The 23135-nt window shown below is 71.4% G+C and carries 19 protein-coding genes; 17 read left to right on the forward strand and 2 right to left on the reverse strand.

From position 1 onward, the window contains the following. Nucleotides 1-194: 194 nt before the first annotated feature. Complete coding sequence (locus ACFXOM_RS10360; protein ID WP_384934435.1) at nt 195-1772, reverse strand: CocE/NonD family hydrolase; 1578 nt, start codon at nt 1770-1772, stop codon at nt 195-197. A 410-nt stretch (nt 1773-2182) separates the two neighbouring features. Here ACFXOM_RS10360 and ACFXOM_RS10365 point away from each other — a divergent pair, with 410 nt between their 5' ends. From ACFXOM_RS10365 to ACFXOM_RS10430, 14 genes are all read left to right on the forward strand, one after another. Further along, nucleotides 2183-2953 carry an alpha/beta fold hydrolase gene (locus ACFXOM_RS10365; RefSeq protein ID WP_384944369.1) on the forward strand — a complete coding sequence of 257 codons (771 nt, stop codon included), beginning with the start codon at nt 2183-2185 and terminating at the stop codon, nt 2951-2953. Beyond that, complete coding sequence (locus ACFXOM_RS10370) at nt 2950-4263, forward strand: cytochrome P450 (protein WP_384934441.1); 1314 nt, start codon at nt 2950-2952, stop codon at nt 4261-4263. The genes ACFXOM_RS10365 and ACFXOM_RS10370 overlap by 4 nt, the downstream gene beginning before the upstream one ends. 257 nt (nt 4264-4520) lie before the next feature. Continuing rightward, nucleotides 4521-6341: a gamma-glutamyltransferase gene (gene ggt, locus ACFXOM_RS10375; protein WP_385037623.1), complete on the forward strand. Its 1821-nt coding sequence runs from the start codon at nt 4521-4523 to the stop codon at nt 6339-6341. A 136-nt stretch (nt 6342-6477) separates the two neighbouring features. Next, entirely contained in the window at nt 6478-7146 is a 669-nt protein-coding gene (locus ACFXOM_RS10380) for a hypothetical protein (RefSeq protein ID WP_384934446.1), read from the forward strand. A 94-nt stretch (nt 7147-7240) separates the two neighbouring features. Further along, a complete protein-coding gene (locus ACFXOM_RS10385; protein ID WP_384934541.1) occupies nt 7241-7468 on the forward strand; it encodes a ferredoxin in 228 nt (75 codons plus the stop codon). Next, nucleotides 7425-8855, forward strand: a complete 1431-nt coding sequence (locus ACFXOM_RS10390; protein WP_384934449.1) for an NAD(P)/FAD-dependent oxidoreductase — start codon at nt 7425-7427, stop codon at nt 8853-8855. Before ACFXOM_RS10385 ends, ACFXOM_RS10390 begins: the two co-directional genes overlap by 44 nt. A gap of 27 nt (nt 8856-8882) precedes the next feature. Beyond that, nucleotides 8883-10118: a cytochrome P450 gene (locus ACFXOM_RS10395; RefSeq protein WP_384934451.1), complete on the forward strand. Its 1236-nt coding sequence runs from the start codon at nt 8883-8885 to the stop codon at nt 10116-10118. Nucleotides 10119-10358: 240 nt separating this feature from the next. Then, a complete protein-coding gene (locus ACFXOM_RS10400) occupies nt 10359-10748 on the forward strand; it encodes a PPOX class F420-dependent oxidoreductase (protein ID WP_384934452.1) in 390 nt (129 codons plus the stop codon). A 125-nt stretch (nt 10749-10873) separates the two neighbouring features. Further along, a complete protein-coding gene (locus tag ACFXOM_RS10405) occupies nt 10874-12331 on the forward strand; it encodes a UL36 very large tegument protein (RefSeq protein ID WP_385037626.1) in 1458 nt (485 codons plus the stop codon). A 167-nt stretch (nt 12332-12498) separates the two neighbouring features. Next, nucleotides 12499-13341: a nitrilase-related carbon-nitrogen hydrolase gene (locus tag ACFXOM_RS10410; protein WP_384934458.1), complete on the forward strand. Its 843-nt coding sequence runs from the start codon at nt 12499-12501 to the stop codon at nt 13339-13341. Continuing rightward, the gene (locus ACFXOM_RS10415) at nt 13338-14645 is read left to right on the forward strand and encodes an aspartate aminotransferase family protein (protein ID WP_385037629.1); all 1308 of its coding nucleotides are present in this window, start codon (nt 13338-13340) and stop codon (nt 14643-14645) included. Before ACFXOM_RS10410 ends, ACFXOM_RS10415 begins: the two co-directional genes overlap by 4 nt. A gap of 23 nt (nt 14646-14668) precedes the next feature. Further along, on the forward strand, nt 14669-16072 hold the full coding sequence (hydA, locus tag ACFXOM_RS10420) for a dihydropyrimidinase (protein WP_384934463.1): 1404 nt from the start codon (nt 14669-14671) through the stop codon (nt 16070-16072). Nucleotides 16073-16081: 9 nt separating this feature from the next. Then, nucleotides 16082-17083, forward strand: a complete 1002-nt coding sequence (locus ACFXOM_RS10425; protein WP_384934466.1) for a TIGR03842 family LLM class F420-dependent oxidoreductase — start codon at nt 16082-16084, stop codon at nt 17081-17083. A gap of 50 nt (nt 17084-17133) precedes the next feature. Beyond that, the gene (locus ACFXOM_RS10430; protein WP_384934469.1) at nt 17134-18666 is read left to right on the forward strand and encodes an NCS1 family nucleobase:cation symporter-1; all 1533 of its coding nucleotides are present in this window, start codon (nt 17134-17136) and stop codon (nt 18664-18666) included. A gap of 110 nt (nt 18667-18776) precedes the next feature. On the opposite strand, the gene ACFXOM_RS10435 is transcribed toward ACFXOM_RS10430, so the two are convergent. Continuing rightward, nucleotides 18777-19571, reverse strand: coding sequence for an SDR family NAD(P)-dependent oxidoreductase (locus ACFXOM_RS10435; RefSeq protein WP_384934543.1), 795 nt, complete (start codon nt 19569-19571; stop codon nt 18777-18779). A gap of 55 nt (nt 19572-19626) precedes the next feature. On the opposite strand from ACFXOM_RS10435, the gene ACFXOM_RS10440 reads away from it, so the two are divergent. From ACFXOM_RS10440 to ACFXOM_RS10450, 3 genes are all read left to right on the forward strand, one after another. After that, nucleotides 19627-21054: an amidase gene (locus ACFXOM_RS10440; RefSeq protein WP_384934472.1), complete on the forward strand. Its 1428-nt coding sequence runs from the start codon at nt 19627-19629 to the stop codon at nt 21052-21054. A gap of 5 nt (nt 21055-21059) precedes the next feature. Then, nucleotides 21060-21644 (forward strand): TetR/AcrR family transcriptional regulator, encoded by a 585-nt coding sequence (locus ACFXOM_RS10445; protein ID WP_384934475.1) that lies wholly within the window; start codon nt 21060-21062, stop codon nt 21642-21644. Nucleotides 21645-22238: 594 nt separating this feature from the next. Beyond that, the gene (locus ACFXOM_RS10450) at nt 22239-23099 is read left to right on the forward strand and encodes an inositol monophosphatase family protein (RefSeq protein WP_385037632.1); all 861 of its coding nucleotides are present in this window, start codon (nt 22239-22241) and stop codon (nt 23097-23099) included. Nucleotides 23100-23135 lie beyond the last annotated feature (36 nt).

The raw sequence follows: 23135 nt of genomic DNA on the forward strand, positions 1-23135 counted from the left end.
GGGCGTGAAGTGCCCTACCGGCCTGGATAGTTTGCGCTGACCGGGACACCGCTGAGAATGGGGCAGGGCAGCGTATGGCAGTCGATCTCCCGACCGGGCTGGACGACGTCGAGGTGTACGGCGTGCCGTACACGAGGACGGCAGGGCCGGGCGACAGTTCGTAGAGCCGTGCCCGGCCCGGCAGCGGCCGGAGATCACTCCTTGCGCAGTGGAACCGACACGTACGACGGGTCGGTCTTCGGCGAGGAGAAGGTCAGCTGCGCGCCGGACGGGTTGTGCTCGATGTACAGCGGGTCGACCGTGTCGACGACCAGGGCCAGACGGTGGCCGGCCGGGACGTCGTAGGCCGTGGAGAACAGGTCCAGGTCCACGGCGAACGGCTTGCCCGGGGTCTTGTCGTAGAACGTGTACGGCGCGTTGCTGACCAGCTTGCCGAGGCCGAGCGGGCCCACGTCGTAGAGGTAGGCGACGAGGGTGCCGCTCGCCTTGGTGCTGGTGACGGTCGTGTGCAGCTTCGTCGTTCCCCTGATGTGCTGGGTCGAGCCGTGTCGCCCGGACTGCCAGACGGCGGCGAACGACCGGGGCAGCAGCGGGATCGAGGCCATCGGCGGCAGCTTCAGGAACTGGTCCAGGGCGCTGGAGAGCACCACGAACCCGCCGTCGGCACCGGAGTTGACGTTCGCGTGGATCTTCTTGGTGCCGCCCAGGGCGATCTTCCGGGAGTCCGCGCCCACCGACTTCCAGTCCGGGTAGGTCTCGTAGCCTCTGGTGGACCGGGATTTGATGCGGACGGGCTGCTCGCGGTTCACGCCGTTGTCGTCGCCCTTGAGGTAGTGGTCGAACCAGCGGTGGGCGCTGGTCCAGGTGTCGTTGGGCAGTCCGAGCAGGCCGGTGCCCTCGGCGGTGGCGTGGTCGCCGGGGCGGAACTCCAGCCGCTTGGGCACGGTGAGCCGCTCGTAGAAGTCGGCGTACTGGTTGGGCGGGAAGATGGTGTCGCCCCAGGCGTTGCCGAGCATGACGGCGGTGCCGTTCCTGTTGATGTCGTCGAGGTAGGTTGCCGGCGAGCGCCGCTTGCCCCAGGCGATCATCTCCTTCTCGTTGGTCAGGTTGGACGCCGCGAAGTCCTTCAGGATCTGTCGGAGTTCGGCGCTGGGGCGGCCGGTCAGGTATCCGGTGCTGCCGAGCAGGCTGACCGCCTGGATGTGCTGGGTCCGCTCGCTGTAGATGGATTCGATCAGGTCGGCCCAGCCGCTGAGGGCGGCCACTGCCTTGACCCGCTTGTCGTGCGCCGCGGCCAGCAGGCTGATGCCCGCGCCGTACGACATGCCGGCCATGCCTACGCGGTCGGGGTCGGCGGGGGTGTGGGCCAGCGTCCAGTCGATCACGTGGGAGGCGTCGGCCACGTCCGGCGGGCCCGCCACCTCGATCTCCCCGCCGGACTGCCAGAAGCCGCGCACGTTGTACGTGACCACCACATAGCCCGAGTCGGCGAGCTTCTTCGCCTGGGCGAGGTACTCGACCTGCGGCACGGACCAGCTGGTCGGCAGCACGATCACGGGGTAGGTGCGGGAGCCGTCCGAGCCCGCGGGGGTGACGACGTTGGCCTTGAGCACGGTGCCGCCGTCGCCGGTGATGTCGACGAAGCGTATCCCCGCCCTGTCGGCGGCCGCCGCCGGAACCGCCGGTGCCAGTCCGAGGACGGTGCCGGCCAGGAGGGCCGCGGAGACGGTCCCGATCGTCGTGGTGCGCAGGGCCTTGCGGGGGTGTCCCATCGGTCACTCCTGACTCGTGCCAGTGTCAAAGTGACCCGACGGTAACCGGCTGGGCTTACCTCGGGTAACTGTTTAGTAAGTTACGTGAAAGTAACGATTGTTGGACGGGGAGGTTCCGTAGTCCCCCCGCGGGCCGCACGTGTGCTGCACCGCTGTGCAGGGCCGAATTCCGTTTCCCGGCAGTCGAGTTGGCTGATCACCGGCTCCTCGGCCCGCAGCCCCCGAGGGGAGGCTGCCGGCGCGGGGGCGCTCCGTCCCGCCGGCCCGCCGCGCGGACCACCACCCCGTTCCGGTTGCGGCGGGTGGCGACTGTGCGCCGGTTCTGCCCCCTGGCGTTTCCATCGGACCGGAGCCAACGTTGTGCCGTACGGCCGAACTCCGGACTCCGCCGTCCTGTGAACGGAGAAGACGTGACTCCCTTCGTGCTTCCGCACACGGTGCTCGGCGACGGCCCGCACCGGGTGATCGCCGTCCACGGCTGGCTCGCCGACCGCGACGCCTACGCCGTCGTACGCCCCGACCTCGACCTGGAATCGTTCACCTATGCCTTCGTCGATCTGCGCGGCTACGGGGAAGCCATGGGCATGCCCGGCGCGTACACCACTGGTGAAGGAGCCGCCGACGTCCTCGTGCTCGCCGGCCACCTCGGCTGGGACCGCTTCTCCCTCATCGGGCACTCCATGGGCGGTGCGGTGATCCAGCGGGTGCCCGTCCTCGCTCCCGGGCGGGTGCGGCGGCTCGTCGGGATCTCCCCGGTACCGGCGAACGGGCTGCCCATGCCCCCCGACCAATGGGGGCTCTTCGCCGATTCGGCCGACCGGCCGGCCAACCGCCGCACCATCATCGACCTCACCACCGGCTCCGTGCGGCCGGCCGCGTGGCTCGACCGCATGGTGCTGCGGTCGGTGCGGCGCAGCGACCCCAAGGCGTTCCGCGCCTGGCTGGACTCCTGGGCGGTGGAGGACTTCCACGCCGACGTCGCCGGATCGGCCGTCCCGGCCCTGGCCCTGACCGGTGTGCTGGACCCGGCCGTCACCGCGGAACTGATGCGGGAGACCTGGCTGCGGACCTACGCCTGCGGTGAACTCACCGAGCTGACCGGGGCGGGGCACCACGCCATGGACGAGACCCCCCTCCAGCTGATCCGCGCCGTCGAGGACTTCCTGCGGGCCGACGGGTGAGCACCGCCGCCGTTCCCGATGTGTTCGACCCCCGACGCTACGCCGACGGGTTGCCCCAGGAGGACTTCCGAACGCTGCGCGACCACCACCCGGTGGCGTGGCAGGACGAGTACGCCGTCCTCGGCTGGCCCGCCGGGCCGGGATTCTGGGCGGTGACCCGGCACGCCGACGTCGTCCGGGTCCTCAAGGACGCAGCTACCTACTCCTCCTGGATCGGGGCGACCCAGATCCGCGACCCCGATCCGGCCGATCTGCCCTTCATCCGCCGGATGATGCTCAACCAGGACCCGGCTTCGCACCCGGCCGGAGCACCACCGGGCCCTGGGGAGCCCCGGCCGGACCACGGACGGCTGCGCCGCCTCGTCAGCCGCGCCTTTACGCCAGGCCGCGTCCACCGCTTCACCGCCGCCGCACGCACCCGCGCCCGCGAACTCCTCGGCGCAGCCCGTGCGGCGGGCCCCGTCACCGACCTCGTCGCCACCGTCACCGACGACTACGCCCTGCTGAACCTCACCGATCTGCTCGGCGTGCCCGAGAGCGATCGCGGATTGCTGCTGTCCTGGACGGAACGCGTCATCGGCTACCAGGACCCGGACGAACCGCCGGTTCTCGGGGAAGACGGCAGACCCGTCGATCCGCGGTCGCCCGCGATGCTGCGGGAGATGTTCGACTACGCCCAGGAGCTCGCCTCGTACAAGCGCCGGAACCCGGCCGACGACGTGATGACCGGGCTCGCGGTGTCCGGACTGTCGGACGCCGAACTGGAGATGTTCTTCTTCCTCCTCACCGTCGCCGGGAACGACACCGTCCGCAGCGCCGCACCCGGTGGACTCCTCGCACTGGCCGAGCACCCCGACGAACAGAGCCGGCTGCGTGCAGGAGAGGTCGCCGTCGGTACCGCGGTCGAGGAACTGCTGCGCTGGCACCCGCCCGTGCTCTCCTTCCGACGCACCGCGACCCGCGACGTCACCCTCGGCGGCTGCGGGGTGCGCACGGGCGACAAGGTCGTCGTCTTCCACGCCTCGGCCAACTACGACGAGCGGGTCTTCACCGCTCCCCACCGGCTCGACCTGTCCCGAACCCCGAACCCCCATGTGTCCTTCGGAGACGGACCGCACGTCTGCCTCGGTGCGCACTTCGCCCGGCTCCAACTGCGCGTCCTCCACGAGGAGGCGATGGTGCTGTTGCCCTCCTGGACCGTGGCAGCGCCACCCCGACGGCTCGTCTCCAACTTCATCAACGGCCTCAAATCGCTGCCGGTGCATCTGGAGCCGATCCGCCCGCGAGCGCACGGCTCCACCCGGCCCTAGCCCGCCGGCTGGTCCGCACCTCCCACGGCGGTCAGCGGCGTCCGCGCCGGGCGGGTCACGTCCGCGACGAGCAGCCGACGGCGGGGCCGCACGCCTCGGTGTCGACGGCCTTTCGGCAATACCCGTCGAACGCTGTACCAGGCCCTCCGTTCGCGGGTGCGCACGACCGTGGCAGACAGGCCGGTGTTCGACGCGGTCCTGACGGCGAGGCTGCGGTGAAGTTACGCTGCGCGGACGTCCGTTGGCTGGAGGTGCACATGCGTCGCAGGATCGCCCGTCATGTCTCGGTTCCCGCCGTCGTCCTGGTCGTACTGTCGGCCGGCGCCGCCGCGCCACCGACGTCCGACGGGGCGACCGGCGTGCCCGTCAAAGCACCGGTGGCGGTCGGGTACGGGGGCGCCGTCGCGAGCGTCGACGCCGATGCGTCGGCCGCCGGCATCGAGGTGCTCCGACGCGGCGGCAACGCGGTGGACGCCGCGGTCGCGACGGCCGCGGCACTCGGCGTCACCGAGCCGTATTCGGCAGGCATCGGCGGGGGAGGCTTCTTCGTCTACTACGACGCCGGGTCCCGCACCGTGCACACGATCGACGGCCGCGAGACCGCACCCCGCTCCGCCGACGCCTCCCTGTTCACCGAGAACGGCAAGCCCATCCCCTTCGAGGAGGGCGTGACCAGCGGCCTCGGCGTGGGAACGCCCGGCACGCCCGCGACCTGGCAGACCGCGCTCGACGCCTGGGGGAGCAGGCCGCTCGGGCAACTGCTGAAACCCGCGGAGCGGCTCGCGAAGGACGGTTTCACCGTCGACGACACCTTCCGTTCCCAGACCCAGGCGAACGAGGCGCGGTTCCGGGACTTCCCCGCGACCTCGCAGCTCTTCCTCCCCGGCGGACAGCTGCCGGTGGTCGGATCCGTCTTCAAGAACCCCGACCTGGCCCGCACCTATGCGGAGCTCGGCCGCCACGGCACCCGAGCGCTGTACCGCGGCCGCATCGCCCGCGACATCGTGAACACCGTGCGCAAACCACCCGTCCGGGAGGGGGCGACGCGCATCGTGCGGCCCGGTGACCTGACACTCCGCGATCTCGCGGGGTACCGGACGGAGCGGCGGCGCCCGACGAAGACCTCGTACCGGGGCCTCGACGTGTTCGGCATGGGGCCCGCGTCCTCAGGCGGCACGACCGTGGGCGAGGCACTCAACATCCTGGAGCGGACGGATCTGTCCGCCGCCCCGCAGGCGGCGTACCTGCACCGCTTCATCGAGGCCGGCCGGATCGCCTTCGCGGACCGTGGACGGTGGGTCGGCGACCCGGCGTTCGAGGACGTGCCGGTGCGGGAGCTGCTGTCCCAGCGCTACGCCGACTCACGCGCCTGCCTGATCCACGACGACACCGTCCTGACCAGTCCGCTCCCGCCCGGTGACCCGCGCAACCCCGCACCGTGCGCCGGCGTCGGCCCGGCGGCGCCGACGACGTACGAGGGTGAGAACACCACGCACCTGACGGCGGCCGACAAGTGGGGCAACGTCGTTGCGTACACCCTCACCATCGAACAGACGGGCGGCAGTGGGATCACCGTTCCGGGACGCGGCTTCCTGCTCAACAACGAGCTGACCGACTTCTCCTTCACGCCGGCGAACCCGGCGGTGCACGACCCCAACCTCCCGGGTCCCGGTAAGCGCCCGCGCTCCTCGATCTCCCCGACGATCGTCCTCGACCGCCACCAGCGGCCCGTACTCGCCGTCGGTTCCCCCGGTGGCGCGACGATCATCACCACCGTCCTCCAGACCCTCACCGGAGTCCTCGACCGCGGCCTGCCCCTCGTCGAGGCGATCGCGGCCCCGCGGGCCAGCCAGCGCAACCAGCCCACCACCGAGCTCGAACCGGGCCTGTGGAACAGCCCCCTGCGGGCGCAACTGGAGTCGTTGGGACACGCGTTCCGCCAGAACCCGGAGATCGGCGCGGCAACGGGCGTCCAGCGCCTCCCCGACGGCCGCTGGCTCGCCGCCGCGGAGAAGGTCCGCAGGGGCGGCGGCTCGGCGATGGTGGTCCGTCCGGCGGGCTCGCCCCGGCTGCCCTGATCTCTGCTCCGCACGCGGCGCGATCCCCGGTGCGGGGGCGGTGATCGCCCCCGCACGGTCACCCTCGCGGGTGATCCCGGTGGCGAGCCCCTCAGCTGGGCGGCTTGCTGGTAGGGGGGAGAAAGCGAGCCGTCCCATGGAGTCGAGGGAACAGCAACTCAAGACGCCCCGGGCGGCGGGAGCGGCCGGGGTGGTGTTCGCCCTGCTTCTCACCGCTGCGATCGTGCTGGTCCGGGTCGGGCTCCCACAGGGCGCAGACGACGTGAACGCCGCCGTGAGCCCCGAGGCGAAGAAGGCGGTGAGCGCGGCCCTCGGAATCGTCCCGTTCGCCGGGATCTTCTTCCTGTGGTTCATGGGCGCCCTGCGCTCGCTGACCGGCGAGCGCGAGGACAAGTTCATCGCCACCGTGTTCCTGGGCAGTGGACTGCTCTTCGTCGCGTCCCTCTTCGGCGCCGCCGCGGCCGCCGGCGGGGTCCTGGACACCGGGAGGTCCTCGGGGCAGCAGAGCGGCGTCTTCGGCCAGCACTTCGCCTACACCCTGATGACGACGTACGCGATGCGGATGGCTGCCGTGTTCACGTTCGCGACCTCAGCGATCGGGCGCCGCCTCGGCGTCCTGCCGCGACAGTTGACCGTGCTGGGCTACATCGCCGGCCTGATCCTGCTGTTCGCCGGGCCCAGCGTGCCCTGGTCCGAACTGGTCTTCCCGTTCTGGGCGCTCATGGTGAGCCTGTACATCCTCCGCGTGGGCTTCCGGATCCAGCCCGATCCCGATGCCGGCCCTGACCCCGTCAACGCCACCTGACCGTCACTCCGACGGCCGTCCCGACGCGCGGTACCCCGCCCGCTCTTCCATGCTGATGACGAGGAATGACCAGTCCATGGAAGGGCGGATCCCGGTGAGGCTTGTCGTCGATCTCAACCGATGTCAGGGGTACGCGCAGTGCGCCTTTCTCGCGCCCGACGTCTTCGCCATGCACGGCGACGAGGCGCTGCTCTACAACCCCCACGCCGATGAGGAACAGCGGGAGAACGTGGCGCGGGCCGTGTCCGCGTGTCCCGTGCAGGCCATCCTCGTCGACTATGCCGACGGGGACGCACCGCTGGAGGAGGCGTCCCGTGCGTAGTGACGGATACGTGGAGTGGCTCAAGCGCGAAGGGCGCATCGTGGTCGTGGGAGCCTCACTCGCCGGGCTCAGGGGCGCGGAGGTGCTTCGGGAGGAGGGCTTCGCCGGTTCGTTGACGATGATCGGCGACGAGCCCTACGAGCCGTACGACCGACCCCCGCTGTCCAAGCAGGTCCTGCTGGGCAAGGCGACGGCCGAGCGCACCGCGCTGCCCCGGAAGCGGAAACTGGACGCGGAGTGGCGCCTCGGCCTGCCGGCCACGGGGCTCGACATGTCCGCGAAGCAGGTCCGGCTCGCCGACGGTGAGGAAGTCGACTACGACCGGCTGCTGATCGCCACCGGCGTGCGGGCGCGTCCGTGGCCGAACGAGCAGGAAGCAGAGCTGGACGGGGTCTTCGTGCTGCGCACGAGGGACGACGCGGCGGCGTTCCAGCGGCGACTGTCCGAAGGGCCGCGCCGGGTGCTGGTGATCGGTGCCGGATTCACCGGCTCCGAGATCGCCTCGGCCTGCCGGGAACGCGGGATCACGGTCACCGTCGCCGAGCGCGGGGACGCGCCCCTCGTCGGGGCGCTCGGCGGCGTCATCGGACGGGTCGCCGCCGACCTGCACCACGAGAACGGCGTGGACCTGCGCACCGGCGTCATGGTCACCGGACTGGAGGGGGACAGCGCCGGGCGGGTGCGGACCGCCCACCTGTCCGACGGTTCCACCATCGAGGCCGACGTGGTGGTCGTGTGCCTCGGTGCGACCCGCAACACGGAATGGCTCAACGGGTCGGGGCTCGGTGCCGGGCCGCGGGGCATCGCCTGTGACGCGGGCTGCCGCGCCTTCGACTTCCGGGGCATCGTCACCGACGACGTCTTCGTGGCCGGTGACGTGGCCCGCTCCCCGCACGCGCTGTTCGGCTACCAGTTCCTGTCCCTGGAGCACTGGGGCAACGCCGTGACCCAGGCAGAGACCGCCGCGCACAACATGCTGAGCGAGAGCGCGGACCGGCGGCCGCACCTGAGCATGCCGTCCTTCTGGTCCTCGCAGTTCGGGATCAACATCAAGTCCGTCGGCGTCCCGTCGATGGGCGAGGAGATCCTGGTGACCCAGGGCTCGCTCGCCGAGCACCGGTTCGCCGCCGTCTACGGCTACCAGGGGCGCGTCATCGGTGCCGTCACCTTCGACCAGACGCGCTGGTTGCAGTTCTACCAGCAGCTGATCGAGACGACCGCGTCGTTCCCGCCGGCGTACCCGACGGTGGACCGTCGTCCCGAAGGGCAGCGACCGGTTCCCGCCGAGTTCCCCGACCCTTCGGTCCCCACCCACGGCCCCACCGTGACGCTCAGCGGCTACTCGCCGGCGGACCGGCGGATGACCTTCACCCCTGCCCGGCACTGAGCCGCGGGCTACCCACGAGGACTCGTCATGACCCAACCCACGCTCCTGCGGCAGATCATCGACTACAAGAGCCGTCCGAACCCCTATCCGCTGTACGCGGAGCTCCGCAAGGCGCCCGTGCACAACGAGGGCGACGGCGCCTTCGTCGTCAGCACGTACCACGAGATCCAGAGCCTGCTGCACGACCCGAGGGTCAGCTCCGACTCCCGCAACATGACGGTGCAGGGCGGCCCCGACGTGTCGGATGCGGAAGAGGAGTCGGCCCTGCCACCCAGCTTCATCCGGTTGGACCCGCCGGAGCACGACCGGCTGCGCCGGATGGCGAACGGCTCCTTCGGGCCGCCGCACAGCCCCCGCCGCATCCACGACATGCAGGGCGAGCTCCGCACGATCGTGGGAGGACTCATCGACGGCATCGGGAGCACCGAGCGCATCGATCTGGTCGATCAGTTCTCCTACCCGTTCCCGGTGACCGTGATCTGCCGGCTGCTGGGCGTCCCCCGGGAGGACGAGGCCCGCTTCCACACCTGGGCCGACACCCTCGCCGCGAGCCTCGACCCCATGCCGGGGGAGGACCCTACGGAACGGAACCGCCTGACGCAGGAGGCCCGTACCCAGCTCGGCATGTACCTGGCCGGCCTGGTCGAGGAGCGCCGCAAGAACCCCGGGAACGACATGCTGTCGGAACTGGCGCGCGGGCAGGGCGCCGACGGCACGATGACGACGATGGAGGTGCTCAGCACCGCCGCCCTGTTGCTGATCGCCGGCCACGAAACGACCGTCAACCTCATCACCAACGGGATGCTCACTCTGCTCCGCCACCCGAATGTCCTCGAACGGCTCCGGGACCGACCCGAGTTGGCCGTCCCCATCGTGGAGGAACTGCTGCGGTACGAGCCGCCGGTGCAGCTGATGCCGAATCGCACCACGCTCGCGGACATCGACATCGGCGGCGTCACCATTCCCAAGGGCGCTTCGCTCTGGCTCGTGGTCGCCGCGGGCAACCGCGATCCGCAGCGGTTCGCCGACCCGGACACCTTCGACCCGGACCGCAAGGACATCCAGCACCTGGGCTTCGGGAGCGGCATCCACAGCTGCTTCGGCGCGCCCCTGGCCCGGCTCGAGGCACAGGTCGCGCTGAGCGAGCTCGCACGCCGACTGGTCAACCCGAGGCTCCTGGAGGACCCCCCGGAGTACCGCCAGAACGCCGTCCTGCGCGGGCCCCGGCACCTGCCCATCGCCTGCGACGACATCCTCCCCTGAGGCGCCCGTCGCGGGGAGGGCCCGGGGCGGGTCCCCGGGGGAGCCGTCCGGGTCGGGGCGGTGTCCGGCGCAGCCGGCATCGCCGGGCACCTCGCTTCCCCTCCGTACCCCGCGCCCGGCCCCGACCCGGGAACCGGTCGGGGCCGGGCCGCGGCAGGCGCCGGTCTCTTCGCCGCGGACGCGGGCGGGATGCGGGTTCCAGGGATGCCGGTGGCCGGGGCGGGGCGTAGTCTCGCGCCTGTGGACCTCCAAGAGTTGGACCGTGCCAAGTACATCAGCCTCACCACGTTCCGGAAGGACGGGACGGGCGTGGCCACACCCGTGTGGTTCGCCGTCGACGGAGACGAACTGTTCGTCTGGACCCGCTCGGACTCATGGAAGGTCAAGCGGCTCCGCCGAGATCCGAAGGTCACCGTGACCCCGTGCGACGTCCGGGGCCGGGTGGCGGACGGTGCCGAGTCCGCCGACGGGGACGCGCGGCTGCTTCAGGGGCCGGAACTGGCGAAGGTGAGGAAGCTCCTCGCCCGCAAGTACACCTGGCAGTTCTGGCTCGTCGACCGACCTGCCGCCGTGTTTCGGCTCGGCAGCCGCCCGCACACGGGCATCGCCGTCACCGTTCGGACACGTTGAGCCATCGGCACCATCGGCGAAAACTCCGCGTAGCCGTCCCGTAACACGCCTGGGGTCGAATGCCTGCAACGGAAGGCAGAGGCGGGGCGGCGATGGTGGGACCTCAACTCCCGGCGGAAGCAGGGGTGTTCGCAGAGTACTTCAGGGGGCTGGCCGGACGGCTCGACCGGGGCGGCGGCTGGTACGGGGTCTTCTCGCAGCGTGACCCGGAAGGGATGCGCGCGTGTCTCGACGGCTTCGAGGTGCCGCCGTGGGACGTGGTGGAGTCCCTGCTGGACGACCTCGCCGCCGACGGTGACGAGGTCGCGCGGGCCCGGGCGCTGCACTTCGCCGCGGCCGCCGCGCACGACCGCCGCCTCGGTGGGGCCGCCCTCCGGGAGCGCTTGGGCGTGTTGCGCGGCGAGCAGGCGCGTGCGGCGGAGCGCGGTGAGGCACTGGTGCGGCAGTTGGCAGCCCTGCCCGAGAACGCCCCGACGCACGCGCGTCTCGCCCATCAGCTGTCCTGGGCGAAGGACGACTACGCCCGCGCGTCCGCGCGGTGCGCCGAACTGACCGGCCGTCTCGGCTCGCTGGGCCCCGGCGTGACGGCGTACCCCGCCGGCGGCGGAAGCCGGCGGGTCGACGGCCCGCAGGACGGGCCCGGTGGACGTGCGGCACCGGACGCCCGAGGGGAGCCGCCGGCCGCTGCGAAGGGAGCCGTCGAGGAGCGGGGGGCGGCGCCGGAGTCCGAGCCGCGGGACTCGTGGTTCCGGCCTGTCGGTGGTGGTCCGGACGTCGCCGATCGCCGGGTGGACGGGCGGGAACGGGAAGAGGCGCCGACGACGCGCACCCCGCGGTCACGCCGGGGCCTCGGAGGCGGGAAGCGACGACCGCGCGGCGCTCGGTACGCATGGCTCGACGAGGACGCGGAGGAATCCGTCGGCGCATCGGAGCCGCCGGGTCCCGTGCTCCCCGTCGCCGAGGCCCAGCCGCGGGGGGCCAGGTTCCCCGGGGGCGGCGGCAAGGACCCCGCCGGGACGCGTGCGGGGGACGCGGATGCTCCGGAGGACGCCGAGGCCGGCCGCGAGGCCGTGCGGACCGTCGCCGCGCTGGTTCGGCTGAGGGGCGAGGGTCGCAGCGGTGAGGCGCACGCGCTGCTGTGCCAGGCGGCCGCGGGCCCTGCCGGACGCCTTCCCGTCCTCGCGGCCCAGTTGCACCGCGCCGCGCTCGACGCCGACTGGGCGACCCTGCTCTGGGAGGTCGCGTCCCTGCCGCCCGGGCGGTTGGCCGCCGCGGCGGTGGCGCTTGCGGCGGCGGGCAGGGAAGCGGACTGCGGGCAGTTGCTGCGTCAGGGCGTTGCCCGCCCGGCCGAGGAGATCGCCGACGCCGTGCTCGTGCTGCACGAGGCCGGAGCCGCCCGCGAGGCGGCTGTGCTGGTCGAGGCTTTCGTGCGGGTGCACCCGCCCGAGGAGAGCGCCCGGATCGCCACCGCCGACCCGCACCGCCTCGTTCCGCAACTGCTGTCCGCGGCCCGTGTCGTCTCCGCCGGGCGCGAGAGGGACCTGGTGCTCGCCCTGCGTGCCGCCCGACTCATCTCCGGCTGAAAACATACGCTACGCGCTGTGTCTCGACCGCTTGAGTGCGAAACATGATCGACACTGCCGGTTGACGGCGATGGTCTTGCCCCCGTGTGTGACGGGGCTTACCTTCTCCTCCTACGCAGAATATCTACGTGCGTAGAGGCTCTGACGTCTTGTCGAAGGAGCAGCTCATGACACATGTCGTACGTGCCGCCCTCGTCCAGGCCACATGGACGGGCGACACCGAGTCGATGATCGCCAAGCACGAGGAGCACGCCCGTGAGGCGGCTCGACAGGGCGCCAAGGTCATCGGATTCCAGGAAGTCTTCAACGCGCCGTACTTCTGCCAGGTGCAGGATCCGGAGCACTACCGCTGGGCGGAGCCGGTCCCCGACGGGCCCACCGTCCTGCGCATGCGCGACCTGGCCCGGGAGACCGGCATGGTGGTCGTCGTCCCCGTCTTCGAGGTCGAGACGACCGGTTTCTACTACAACACCGCCGCTGTGATCGACGCCGACGGCACCTACCTCGGCAAATACCGCAAGCACCACATCCCCCAGGTCAAGGGCTTCTGGGAGAAGTACTACTTCAAGCCCGGCAACGCCGGTTGGCCGGTTTTCGACACCGCCGTCGGCAAGGTCGGCGTCTACATCTGCTACGACCGGCACTTCCCCGAGGGTTGGCGGCAACTCGGCCTCAACGGAGCCCAGTTGGTCTACAACCCGTCGGCCACTTCGCGTGGTCTCTCCGCGTACCTCTGGCAGTTGGAGCAGCCGGCCGCGGCCGTCGCCAACGAGTACTTCATCGCCGCCATCAACCGGGTCGGCCAGGAGGAGTACGGCGACAACGACTTCTACGGCACCAGCTACTTCGTCGACCCGCGAGGCCAGTTCGTCGGCGACGTCGCCAGCGACAAGCGGGAAGAACTCGTCGTCAGGGACCTGGACTTCGGTCTGATCGAGCAGGTCCGCCAGCAGTGGGCGTTCTACCGAGATCGCAGGCCCGACGCCTACGACGGGCTGGTGCAGCCGTGAGCCCGCTGCCTCCGCGCGAAGGCCGCCCGGACCTCCACGACCGGCACCGCGCCGTGATCCCGGACTGGGTCGCCCTCTACTACCGGCAGCCCATCGAGATCACCCACGGCGAGGGACGGCACGTCTGGGACGCGGACGGCAACCGCTACCTCGACTTCTTCGGCGGCATCCTCACCACCATGACGGCCCACGCCCTGCCCGAGGTCACCAAGGCGGTCAGCGAGCAGGCCGCGCGGATCATCCACTCCTCGACGCTGTACCTCAACCGTCCCATGGTCGAGTTGGCGGAGCGCGTCGCCGCGCTCTCCGGCATCCCCGACGCCCGCGTCTTCTTCACCACCTCGGGCACCGAGGCCAACGACACGGCGCTGCTGCTGGCCACCGCCCACCGCAACTCCGGCCAGATCCTGGCGATGCGCAACAGCTACCACGGTCGCTCCTTCTCGGCCGTCTCCATCACCGGGAACCGGGCCTGGTCCCCGACCGGACTCTCCCCGGTGCAGACGCTGTACGTGCACGGCGGAGTCAGGACCCGCGGTCCCTTCGCGTCGTTCACCGACGCGCAGTTCACCGAGGCGTGCGTGGCGGACCTGGAGGACCTGCTGGGCCACCCCCACGACGTCGCCGCACTGATCGCCGAACCGGTCCAGGGTGTCGGCGGTTTCACCTCGCCGCCGGACGGGCTGTACGCCGCGTTCCGCGAGGTGCTGGACCGGCACGGCATCCTGTGGATCGCCGACGAGGTACAGACCGGTTGGGGCAGGACGGGAGACCACTTCTGGGGCTGGCAGGCCCATGCTGACAACGGCCCCCCGGACCTGCTCACCTTCGCCAAGGGCATCGGCAACGGCATGTCCATCGGAGGTGTCGTCGGCCGTGCTGACATCATGAACTGCCTCGACGCCAACTCCATCTCCACCTTCGGCGGTTCGCCCGTCACCATGGCCGCGGGCCTGGCGAACCTCTCGTACCTGCTGGAACACGATCTGCAGGGCAACGCGCGCCGGGTCGGCGGACTCCTCATCGAGCGGCTGAGGGCCGTCGCGGCCGCGGTTCCCGCCGTTCGCGAGGTACGAGGTCGCGGACTGATGATCGGCATCGAACTGGTCCGGCCCGGTACGGACGACGCGTCCCCCGAGGCCGCCACGACCGTCCTCGAGGCCGCCCGCGAGGGCGGTCTGCTCATCGGCAAGGGCGGTGGGCACAACACCAGCGTGCTGCGGATCGCGCCGCCGCTGTCGCTCACCGTCGCGGAGGCGGAGGAAGGCGCAGCGATCCTCGAACGGGCCCTGCGCAGCGTCTGATCCATCCCACGCAAGGGGAAACCATGAGCAACCGCACCCTGATCCGCGGCGGACTCGTCGTCACCGCGGCCGAGGAGACCCACGCCGACGTACTGATCGAGGACGGCAGGATCGCCGCCCTGGCCGCGCATGGCTCCGCGGTCGCCGGGGGGTGGACCGCCGACCGCACCATCGACGCCACCGGGAAGTACGTCCTCCCTGGCGGCGTGGACGCGCACACCCACATGGAGCTGCCGTTCGGTGGGACGTCCGCCTCCGACACCTTCGAGACGGGTACCCGTGCCGCCGCCTGGGGCGGCACCACCACCATCGTGGACTTCGCCGTGCAGTCGAAGGGCCACACGCTCCGCGAAGGGCTCGACGCCTGGTACACGAAGGCCGACGGCAACTGCGCCGTCGACTACGCCTTCCACATGATCCTCTCCGACGTCAACGAAGCCTCGCTGAAGGAGATGGACCAACTCGTCGAGGAGGGCGTCACCTCCTTCAAGCTCTTCATGGCCTATCCCGGCGTCTTCTACAGCGACGACGGACAGGTCCTGCGGGCCATGCAGCGCGGCACCGCCAACGGCGGGCTCATCATGATGCACGCCGAGAACGGCATCGCGATCGACGTGCTCGTCGAACAGGCCCTGGCACGCGGCGAGACCGACCCCCGCTACCACGGCGAGGTCCGCAAGGTGCTGCTGGAGGCCGAGGCCACGCACCGCGCCATCCAGCTCGCGCGGGTCGCCGGAGCGCCCCTGTACGTCGTCCACGTCTCGGCCGAGGAAGCCGTCGACGAGATCGCCGAGGCGCGCGGGAAGGGACTGCCGGTCTTCGGGGAGACCTGTCCCCAGTACCTGTTCCTCTCCACCGAGAATCTCGCCGAGCCGGACTTCGAAGGGGCGAAGTACGTCTGCAGCACCCCGCTCAGGCCCAGGGAACACCAGGCCGCACTGTGGCGGGGACTGCGGACCAACGACCTCCAGGTCGTCTCGACCGACCACTGCCCGTTCTGCTTCAGCGGCCAGAAGGAGCTGGGCCGGGGCGACTTCTCCAAGATCCCCAACGGGCTCCCCGGGGTGGAGAACCGGATGGACCTGCTGCACCAAGCGGTGATCGACGGGCACATCTCGCGCCGCCGCTGGATCGAGATCGCCTGTGCCGCACCCGCCAGGATGTTCGGCCTCTACCCGAAGAAGGGCACCATCGCGCCGGGCGCCGACGCGGACGTCGTCGTGTACGACCCGCACGCCGAGCAGGTGCTGTCGGCCCGGACCCACCACATGAACGTCGACTATTCGGCCTACGAGGGCAAACGGATCACGGGACGGGTCGACACCGTGCTCTCCCGGGGCGAAGTCGTCATCGACCAGCGGGAGTTCACCGGCAGAGCCGGCCACGGGGTCTTCACCCCGCGCTCCACGTGCCAGTACTTGAACTAGGAGGACCCGGTGGACTTCGGACTCGTCCTGCAGACCGACCCGCCCGCGTCGGCGGTGGTCGGCTTGATGCGGCGCGCGGAACGCAACGGATTCCGCTACGGCTGGACCTTCGACTCGGCGGTCCTCTGGCAGGAACCGTTCGTGATCTACAGCCAGATCCTGGAACACACGGAGCGGATGCACGTGGGTCCGATGGTCACCAACCCGGGGACCCGGACCTGGGAGGTCACCGCCTCCACCTTCGCCACCCTCAACGACATGTACGGCAACCGCACCGTGTGCGGCATCGGGCGGGGCGACTCCGCGATGCGGGTGGCCGGCCGCAAACCCAACACCCTGGCCCGGTTGGGCGAGGCGATGGACGTCATCAGGGACCTCGCCGAGGGGCGGGAGGCCGTCGTCGACGGCCAACCCCTGCGGATCCCGTGGATCCGTGAGGGTCGGCTGCCGGTGTGGATGGCGGCGTACGGCCCGAAAGCGCTCGCCCTCGCCGGCCGGAAGGCAGACGGCTTCATCCTCCAACTCGCCGACCCGTTCCTGACCGAATGGATGGTCAAGGCCGTGCGGACCGCCGCCGTCGAGGCGGGGCGCGATCCGGACGCGATCACCATCTGCGTCGCGGCCCCCGCCTACGTCGGCGACGACGTGGCCCATGCCCGCGAGCAGTGCCGCTGGTTCGGCGGCATGGTCGGCAACCACGTCGCCGACCTGGTCGCGCGCTACGGCGAACACTCGGACATGGTGCCGGAGGCCCTCACCGCGTACATCAAGGAACGGCACGGTTACGACTACAGCCACCACGGCCGGGCGGGGAACCCGTCCACGGACTTCGTGCCCGACGAGATCGTCGACCGGTTCTGCCTGCTGGGCCCGGCGTCCGCGCACATCGAGAAGCTGACGGCACTGCGCGACCTCGGCGTCGACCAGTTCGCCGTCTACAACATGCACGACGCGAGGGAGGAGACGATCGACGCGTACGGCGCCGAGATCATCCCCGAACTCAGCGGCTGACCGAGCCCCACCGCTGAACCGGCCCCCTACCGCCGAAGGGTCCAGCAGCCATGACCGCGACCGTTCCCCCGTCTCCGCAATCCTCCGACCAGGTGACCGATGCCGAGGGCCGGGTGGAACTCGCCCCCGGCGTGCTTCCCGAAGGCAGCAGCCGCTTCGTGAACGGCGACCTGCTGCCCGTCCCGGTCGCCCGGCGCCGCTGGACGACGTACAACTTCTGTGCGCTGTGGGTCGGGATGGCCCACAACATCCCCTCCTGGTTGCTGGCCTCCGGGCTCGTGGCGCTCGGCATGGACTGGAAGCAGTCCGTCTTCACGATCGCCCTCGCGAACGTGATCGTGTTGGCGCCGATGCTGCTCACCGGGCACGCCGGGCCCAAGTACGGCATCCCGTTCCCGGTGCTCGCCCGCGCCTCGTTCGGCTTGCGCGGTGCGAACCTCCCGGCGCTCACCCGTGCCGCGGTCGCGTGCGCCTGGTTCGGCATCCAGACCTGGATCGGCGGCCAGGGCGTCTTCATCCTGCTCGGCAACATCTTCGGCGGCTGGGCGAAGGCCGCGGAGGTGGCGGGCCAGCCGTGGACCCTGTGGGTCTGCTTCATCCTGTTCTGGGCACTCGAACTGGCCATCATCTACCGCGGGATGGAGACCCTGCGGCGGTTCGAGAACTGGGCGGCGCCGTTCGTCATCGTGGGTGCGTTCGTGCTGCTGGGATGGATCGCGGCCAAGGCGGGCGGTTTCGGCCCGCTCCTCGACCAGCCCTCCGCGCTCGGCTGGGGCCCCGACTTCTGGGCCGTCTTCTTCCCCTCCCTCATGGGGATGATCGCCTTCTGGTCGACCCTGTCGCTGAACATCCCGGACTTCACCCGGTTCGGTGCCGGTCAGCGGGCCCAGGTCTGGGGCCAGACGCTGGGCCTGCCGACGACCATGACCCTGTTCGCCCTGCTGTCGGTGTTCGTCACCTCCGGATCCCAGGCGGTGTACGGCGCGCCGATCTGGGACCCGGTCGAGCTCGCGGGCAAGGCCGACAGCGTGTTCGGTCTCCTGTACGCCCTGATCACCGTGCTGGTCGCGACGATCTCCGTGAACATCGCGGCGAACGTGGTCTCGCCCGCCTACGACCTCGCGAATCTCGCGCCCAAGCACATCAACTTCCGCAGGGGTGCGGTGATCACGGCCGTCGTCGGCGTCCTCATCATGCCGTGGCACCTCACCGCGACCCCCCAGCTGTACATCTTCACCTGGCTGGGTCTGGTGGGCGGGCTGCTCGGCACCGTCGCGGGCATCCTCATCGCCGACTACTGGATCATCCGCCGCACCCGCCTCCGACTGGCGGACCTCTACCGGCCCGGCGGCCAGTACTGGTACGCGGCCGGCTGGAACTGGCGAGCGGTCCTCGCCTTCGTGGTGGGTGGGGTGCTGGCCGTGGGCGGCTCGCACTCCGAACCCGGGAAGGGCCCCTTCCCCGAGAACGGGCTGATCCCGGTGCTGAAGCCCCTCGCGAACTACGGCTGGGCCGTGGGACTCGCGGCGTCGATGCTGCTCTACGCCCTGCTGATGCTGCCGTCCCGCGAGAAGGAGCACTGAACCCCGGCCAGGCGCCAGGCCCGGCGGGGCCCCGTGACGTGCAAGCGGGCCGGGCGGGACCCCGGCCGGCGCCCCCGAAGCCGTCCGGCCGGGCCCGTCCGCCGGACGGGTCAGCGGCTTCTGCGCTGGGCTTCGACGACCTTGCCCAGGGTGCGGTCGGCCGCCCCCGAGCGGCGCTGGACGCGCTCCGCGAAGCCGGGGAACTGACCGCCGATCGCACTGAGCACCTTCATCTCGGGCGGTGCGACGTTGACTTCGGCCCGGTTCTGCTCCACCGCCCGGACGACGCCCTCGACCACCTGCCGCGGTGAGACCGTGCGCAGCCCTGCCGGGGGCTCGGCCCCCGTGGCCGCGAACATGCCCGCTTCCCGTACGAAACCGGGCTGCACGACCGACACGCCGACCCCGTGTTCGTGCAGGTCCTGGCGCAGGCCGAGGGCGAAGCCGCGCAGTCCGAACTTGGTCGCGTTGTACAGCGCCGAATACTTGGTCGCCGTCTTGCCGGAGATCGAGCCGACGAAGGCCAGGTGGCCCCGTCCCGCCTCGACCATCGCCGGGGCGAGCAGCCGAGCGAGCATCGCCGGGGCCCGGAGGTTCACGGCGAGGGCGCGGTCCATCTGTTCGGGCGTGTAGTCGAGGAGCGCGCCGCTGGAGGGCAGGGCCGCATTGGCGATCAGGATCTCCGTGCCGACAGCCTCGCGGGCGAGCCGCTCGACGTCGTCCGCGTCGGCGAGGTCGGCGACGATCCCCCGGGCGCCGTAGGCCGAGACGAGGGGGTCGAGGGCGTCCGCGCGGCGGCCCGTCAAAATCAACCGGGCGCCCCGGTCGGCGAGTTCGGCGGCCAGCGCGGCGCCTATGCCACCCGTGACACCGGTAAGCAGAACGGTTGATCCGGTGATGCGCATCTGGTTACCCTCCAGTTCTGTTCGTTCGAACGAACAATAGGGAGCGAGGGTGGTCATGTCCACAGGGGAATTCGCGGGACTCGTCGACCAGGCGGCCGCACTCAGAGCCGGCCGGGTCACGTCCGCGGAGCTCGTCCGGACGTCCCTGGAGCGCATCGAGGCGAGCCAACCCACCCTCAACGCGTTCCGGCACGTACGCGCCGAACAGGCACTCGCCGAGGCCGCCGAAGCCGACCTGCGTCTCGCGTCGGGGGAGCAGCTGCCCCTGCTGGGCGTGCCCGTGGCGGTGAAGGACGACACGAACGTGGCCGGGCTGCCGACGCACTTCGGCTGCCAGGGCGATCTCGCGCCCGCCCCCGCCGACGGCGAGGTGGTGCGCCGGCTTCGCCTCGCGGGTGCCGTGATCGTCGGCAAGACCAACTCGTGCGAGCTGGGCCAGTGGGCGTTCACCGAAGGCCCCGCCTTCGGCGCCACCCGGAACCCCTGGTCCACGGACCACACGCCGGGCGGCTCCTCGGGCGGCTCCGCGGCCGCCGTCGCCGCCGGGATCGTACCCGCCGCCCTCGGTTCGGACGGCGCCGGTTCCATCCGGATCCCCGCGGCCTGGACCCATCTGGTCGGCATCAAGCCGCAGCGCGACCGGGTGTCCGTCCACCCGCACACGGATGCCTTCCAGGGCCTCACCGTCAACGGTCCGCTGGCTCGTACCGTGGCCGACGCGGCGCTGCTGCTCGACGTCGTCCAGGGACCCCATCCCGAGGACCTGCACCGGCCGGACGCCATCGACGCCTCGGCCGCCGCGCGCCGTGACCCCGGCGTCCTGCGGATCGCCCTGGCCTGGCGCCCGCCGCTCACCCTCACCGGGACCAGGCCCCATCCCGACGTGCGCCGCGCCGTCACCGAGATCGCCGAAGCCCTGGCCCGCCTCGGCCACCACGTCGAGGAGGCACGGCCGCGCTACGGACTGATCGGCCTCGGATTCGTCCCCCGGGGAACCGCCGGGATCGCCGAGCTCGCCGCCCTCCACCCGGAGCCCTCGCTGCTCGACCCCCGCACCCGGACGGCCCTGCGCAACGGAAGGCTGCTCGGCGGCAGGATCGTGCGTGCCGCACGCGCCCGGGAAGCCCGCCAGCACGCCCGCGTCGGAGCCCTGTTCGACACCTATGACGTCGTCCTCACCCCCACCACCGCAGCGCCTCCACCGACGGTCGGCACCTTCGACGGCCTCAGCGCCTGGCGCACCAACGCCACCATGGCCGCCGCCTGTCCCTACGCCTGGCCGTGGAACGTCCTGGGCTGGCCCGGGGTGAGCGTCCCCGCCGGGTTCACCGGAGACGGGCTGCCCGTCGGCGCCCAGCTGCTCGGCCCGGCCGGCGGGGAGGAACGATTGATCTCGCTCGCCGCCCAGCTGGAGGCCGAGCGCCGCTGGTACGAGCGCCACCCCGGCCCCGTGATCGTCGGAGGCGCGCCGGTGGAACAATGACGCACATGTCAAGCGAGTCCTCCGCGCCGGCCATACCTGCTCCGTCGACGCGGCAGCGCATCATCGGCGCCGTCCTGCGCATCATCGGCCAGGACGGCATCGCGGCCGTCACCAACCGGCGGATCGCGAAGGAGGCCGGCGTCTCGCTGGGTTCGGTGACCTACCACTTCACGAGCCAGCACGAGCTGCTGCGCGAGTCCCTGCTGTACTTCGTGCGCGAGGAGACCCGACGCTTCACCGAGCTGGCGGAGGAGTGCCGGGCCGACGGGTTCGACGTGGACGGAGCGGCCGTCCTGGCGGGCGAGGTCGCGGGCGGGATGGCGTTCGACAGCGAGCGCATCGCCCCCTTCGAGCTGTACATCCAGGCGGGCCGGGACGAGCGGCTGCGCGAGGCGGCCTCCGAGTGCTTCACGGCGTACGACCGGCTCGCCGTCCAGATCCTCACGGCGCTCGGGGTGCGCGACGCCGAGCGCCTGGCCGCGACCACGGTCGCCCTCGTCACCGGCCTGCAGCTGCGCCGGTTGGCCACGGGATCACCGGCGGAGGACCTCACGGACGCGCTGCTGCTCCTGGCCCGCGGCGCGGCCTGACCGCCGCGTCCGGGGCCGCCCGATCGCCAGGTGGGTACCCGGAAGCGCAGGCGGTGCGGCCGGAAGTCCGGGCGGTGCGACCGGAATGCGGGGCAAGCCCGGCACCGGTGGGCGCGCCGGACGGACCCGCCGCAGGACCGGCGCGACCGCGGCGGCACGCGTCGGGTCCCCCGAATGGCCGGCCGCCACCTGGTGCTGCCGGTGCTGACGGGCTCGACCGCCGGGGTGCGATCGCGCGTCGAACCGGCACGACGACGGGTTTCCCGGCTCCTTCCGGCCCCGTCGGATGCACCTGGCCGCCGTCACCGTGGAGGCGCGCACCGACCCGGTGGTGACCGTGGAACTGCGGCGATGCGGCCCTCGCTACTCGACCGGGGAGGCGTGGCGGGCGGGCCGGTCGTGGCCGGTCGGGCGGGACCCGGAGGCAACGGTCCCGTCCTCCGCCGCGAACGCCCGCGGTGTACGGGGTTACGCCGCGGGCCGCTGACCGGACACCGTGCGGCCATCGGACGTCCACCAAGCGGAAGCTGGGCGTCCAGCAACGCGTCACCGGGCGGCGGCCGCGATGTCAGTGGGGCGTGCTTTGCTGGACGCATGACCGAAGAGTTTCTGTCCGGGACGACGGGTGACCCGTGGGAGTCGGCGTCCCTCGCCCAGGTCGAGGAAGCCGTCCGCAAGGCGGCCGCCGTGGAGATCATGCCGCGCTTCCGTCAGCTCGCCGCCCACGAGATCGTCGAGAAGAACGGCCCGCACGACCTGGTGACGGTTGCCGACCGCAGTGCCGAAGAGCATCTGACGGCGTCCCTCACCACGCTCCTGCCCGGCTCCGTGGTGGTCGGCGAGGAGGCGGTGCACGCCGACCCCGCGGTGTACGACGCGCTTCAGGGCGATGCCCCGGTGTGGATCGTCGACCCGGTCGACGGCACCCGGCAGTTCGTCCACGGCGACCCGGGCTTCTGTACCCTGATCGCCCTCGCCCGGCACGGGGAGCTGCTCGCCTCCTGGACGTACGCCCCTGCGCTGGACGAGATGGCCGTCGCCGTGCGGGGTCACGGCGCGCGGGTGAACGGCACGCCGATACGATCCGGCTCGCCCGCACCCGGTGCGGATCTCGAAGTCGCCACGTCCCACCCGGACTTCACCACGCCCGCGCAGAAGGAGGCACTCCTCTCGCTGCGCACCGACGGGATCCACCCCCGCCCCTGTGGATCCGCGGGCCTGGAGTACCTCGCGGTGGCCCGCGGAGAGCTCGACGGGACCGCGTTCTCCTGGGAGAACGCCTGGGACCACGCGGCGGGCCTGCTGCTGGTCACCGAGGCGGGCGGAGCCCATCTCACCCTCTCCGGAGAACCCTTCCGCATCACGGGGGGCAACGCCCTGCCCTTCACCGCCGCGCGTGACGGGGCCACGGCGCGACGCATCCGTTCCCTCCTGTTGTCCCCCCAGGCCGACTAGCATCCGGCCGGCCAGGGGAAGACCGGTGAGTCCTGC

The organism is Streptomyces sp. NPDC059169 (genome assembly GCF_042755225.1).
Classification (GTDB): Bacteria; Actinomycetota; Actinomycetes; order Streptomycetales; family Streptomycetaceae; genus Streptomyces.

Excerpts from the sequence above, each read along its gene's own strand:
- ACFXOM_RS10395 (WP_384934451.1), top strand. The coding sequence starts at position 8,883 with ATGACCCAACCCACGCTCCTGCGGCAGATCATCGACTACAAGAGCCGT.
- ACFXOM_RS10390 (WP_384934449.1), top strand. The coding sequence starts at position 7,425 with ATGCCGACGGGGACGCACCGCTGGAGGAGGCGTCCCGTGCGTAGTGAC.
- ACFXOM_RS10430 (WP_384934469.1), top strand. The coding sequence starts at position 17,134 with ATGACCGCGACCGTTCCCCCGTCTCCGCAATCCTCCGACCAGGTGACC.
- ACFXOM_RS10435 (WP_384934543.1), bottom strand. The coding sequence starts at position 19,571 with ATGCGCATCACCGGATCAACCGTTCTGCTTACCGGTGTCACGGGTGGC.
- ACFXOM_RS10380 (WP_384934446.1), top strand. The coding sequence starts at position 6,478 with ATGGAGTCGAGGGAACAGCAACTCAAGACGCCCCGGGCGGCGGGAGCG.
- ACFXOM_RS10410 (WP_384934458.1), top strand. The coding sequence starts at position 12,499 with ATGACACATGTCGTACGTGCCGCCCTCGTCCAGGCCACATGGACGGGC.
- ACFXOM_RS10440 (WP_384934472.1), top strand. The coding sequence starts at position 19,627 with ATGTCCACAGGGGAATTCGCGGGACTCGTCGACCAGGCGGCCGCACTC.
- ACFXOM_RS10450 (WP_385037632.1), top strand. The coding sequence starts at position 22,239 with ATGACCGAAGAGTTTCTGTCCGGGACGACGGGTGACCCGTGGGAGTCG.
- ACFXOM_RS10360 (WP_384934435.1), bottom strand. The coding sequence starts at position 1,772 with ATGGGACACCCCCGCAAGGCCCTGCGCACCACGACGATCGGGACCGTC.
- hydA (WP_384934463.1), top strand. The coding sequence starts at position 14,669 with ATGAGCAACCGCACCCTGATCCGCGGCGGACTCGTCGTCACCGCGGCC.
- ACFXOM_RS10445 (WP_384934475.1), top strand. The coding sequence starts at position 21,060 with ATGTCAAGCGAGTCCTCCGCGCCGGCCATACCTGCTCCGTCGACGCGG.
- ggt (WP_385037623.1), top strand. The coding sequence starts at position 4,521 with ATGCGTCGCAGGATCGCCCGTCATGTCTCGGTTCCCGCCGTCGTCCTG.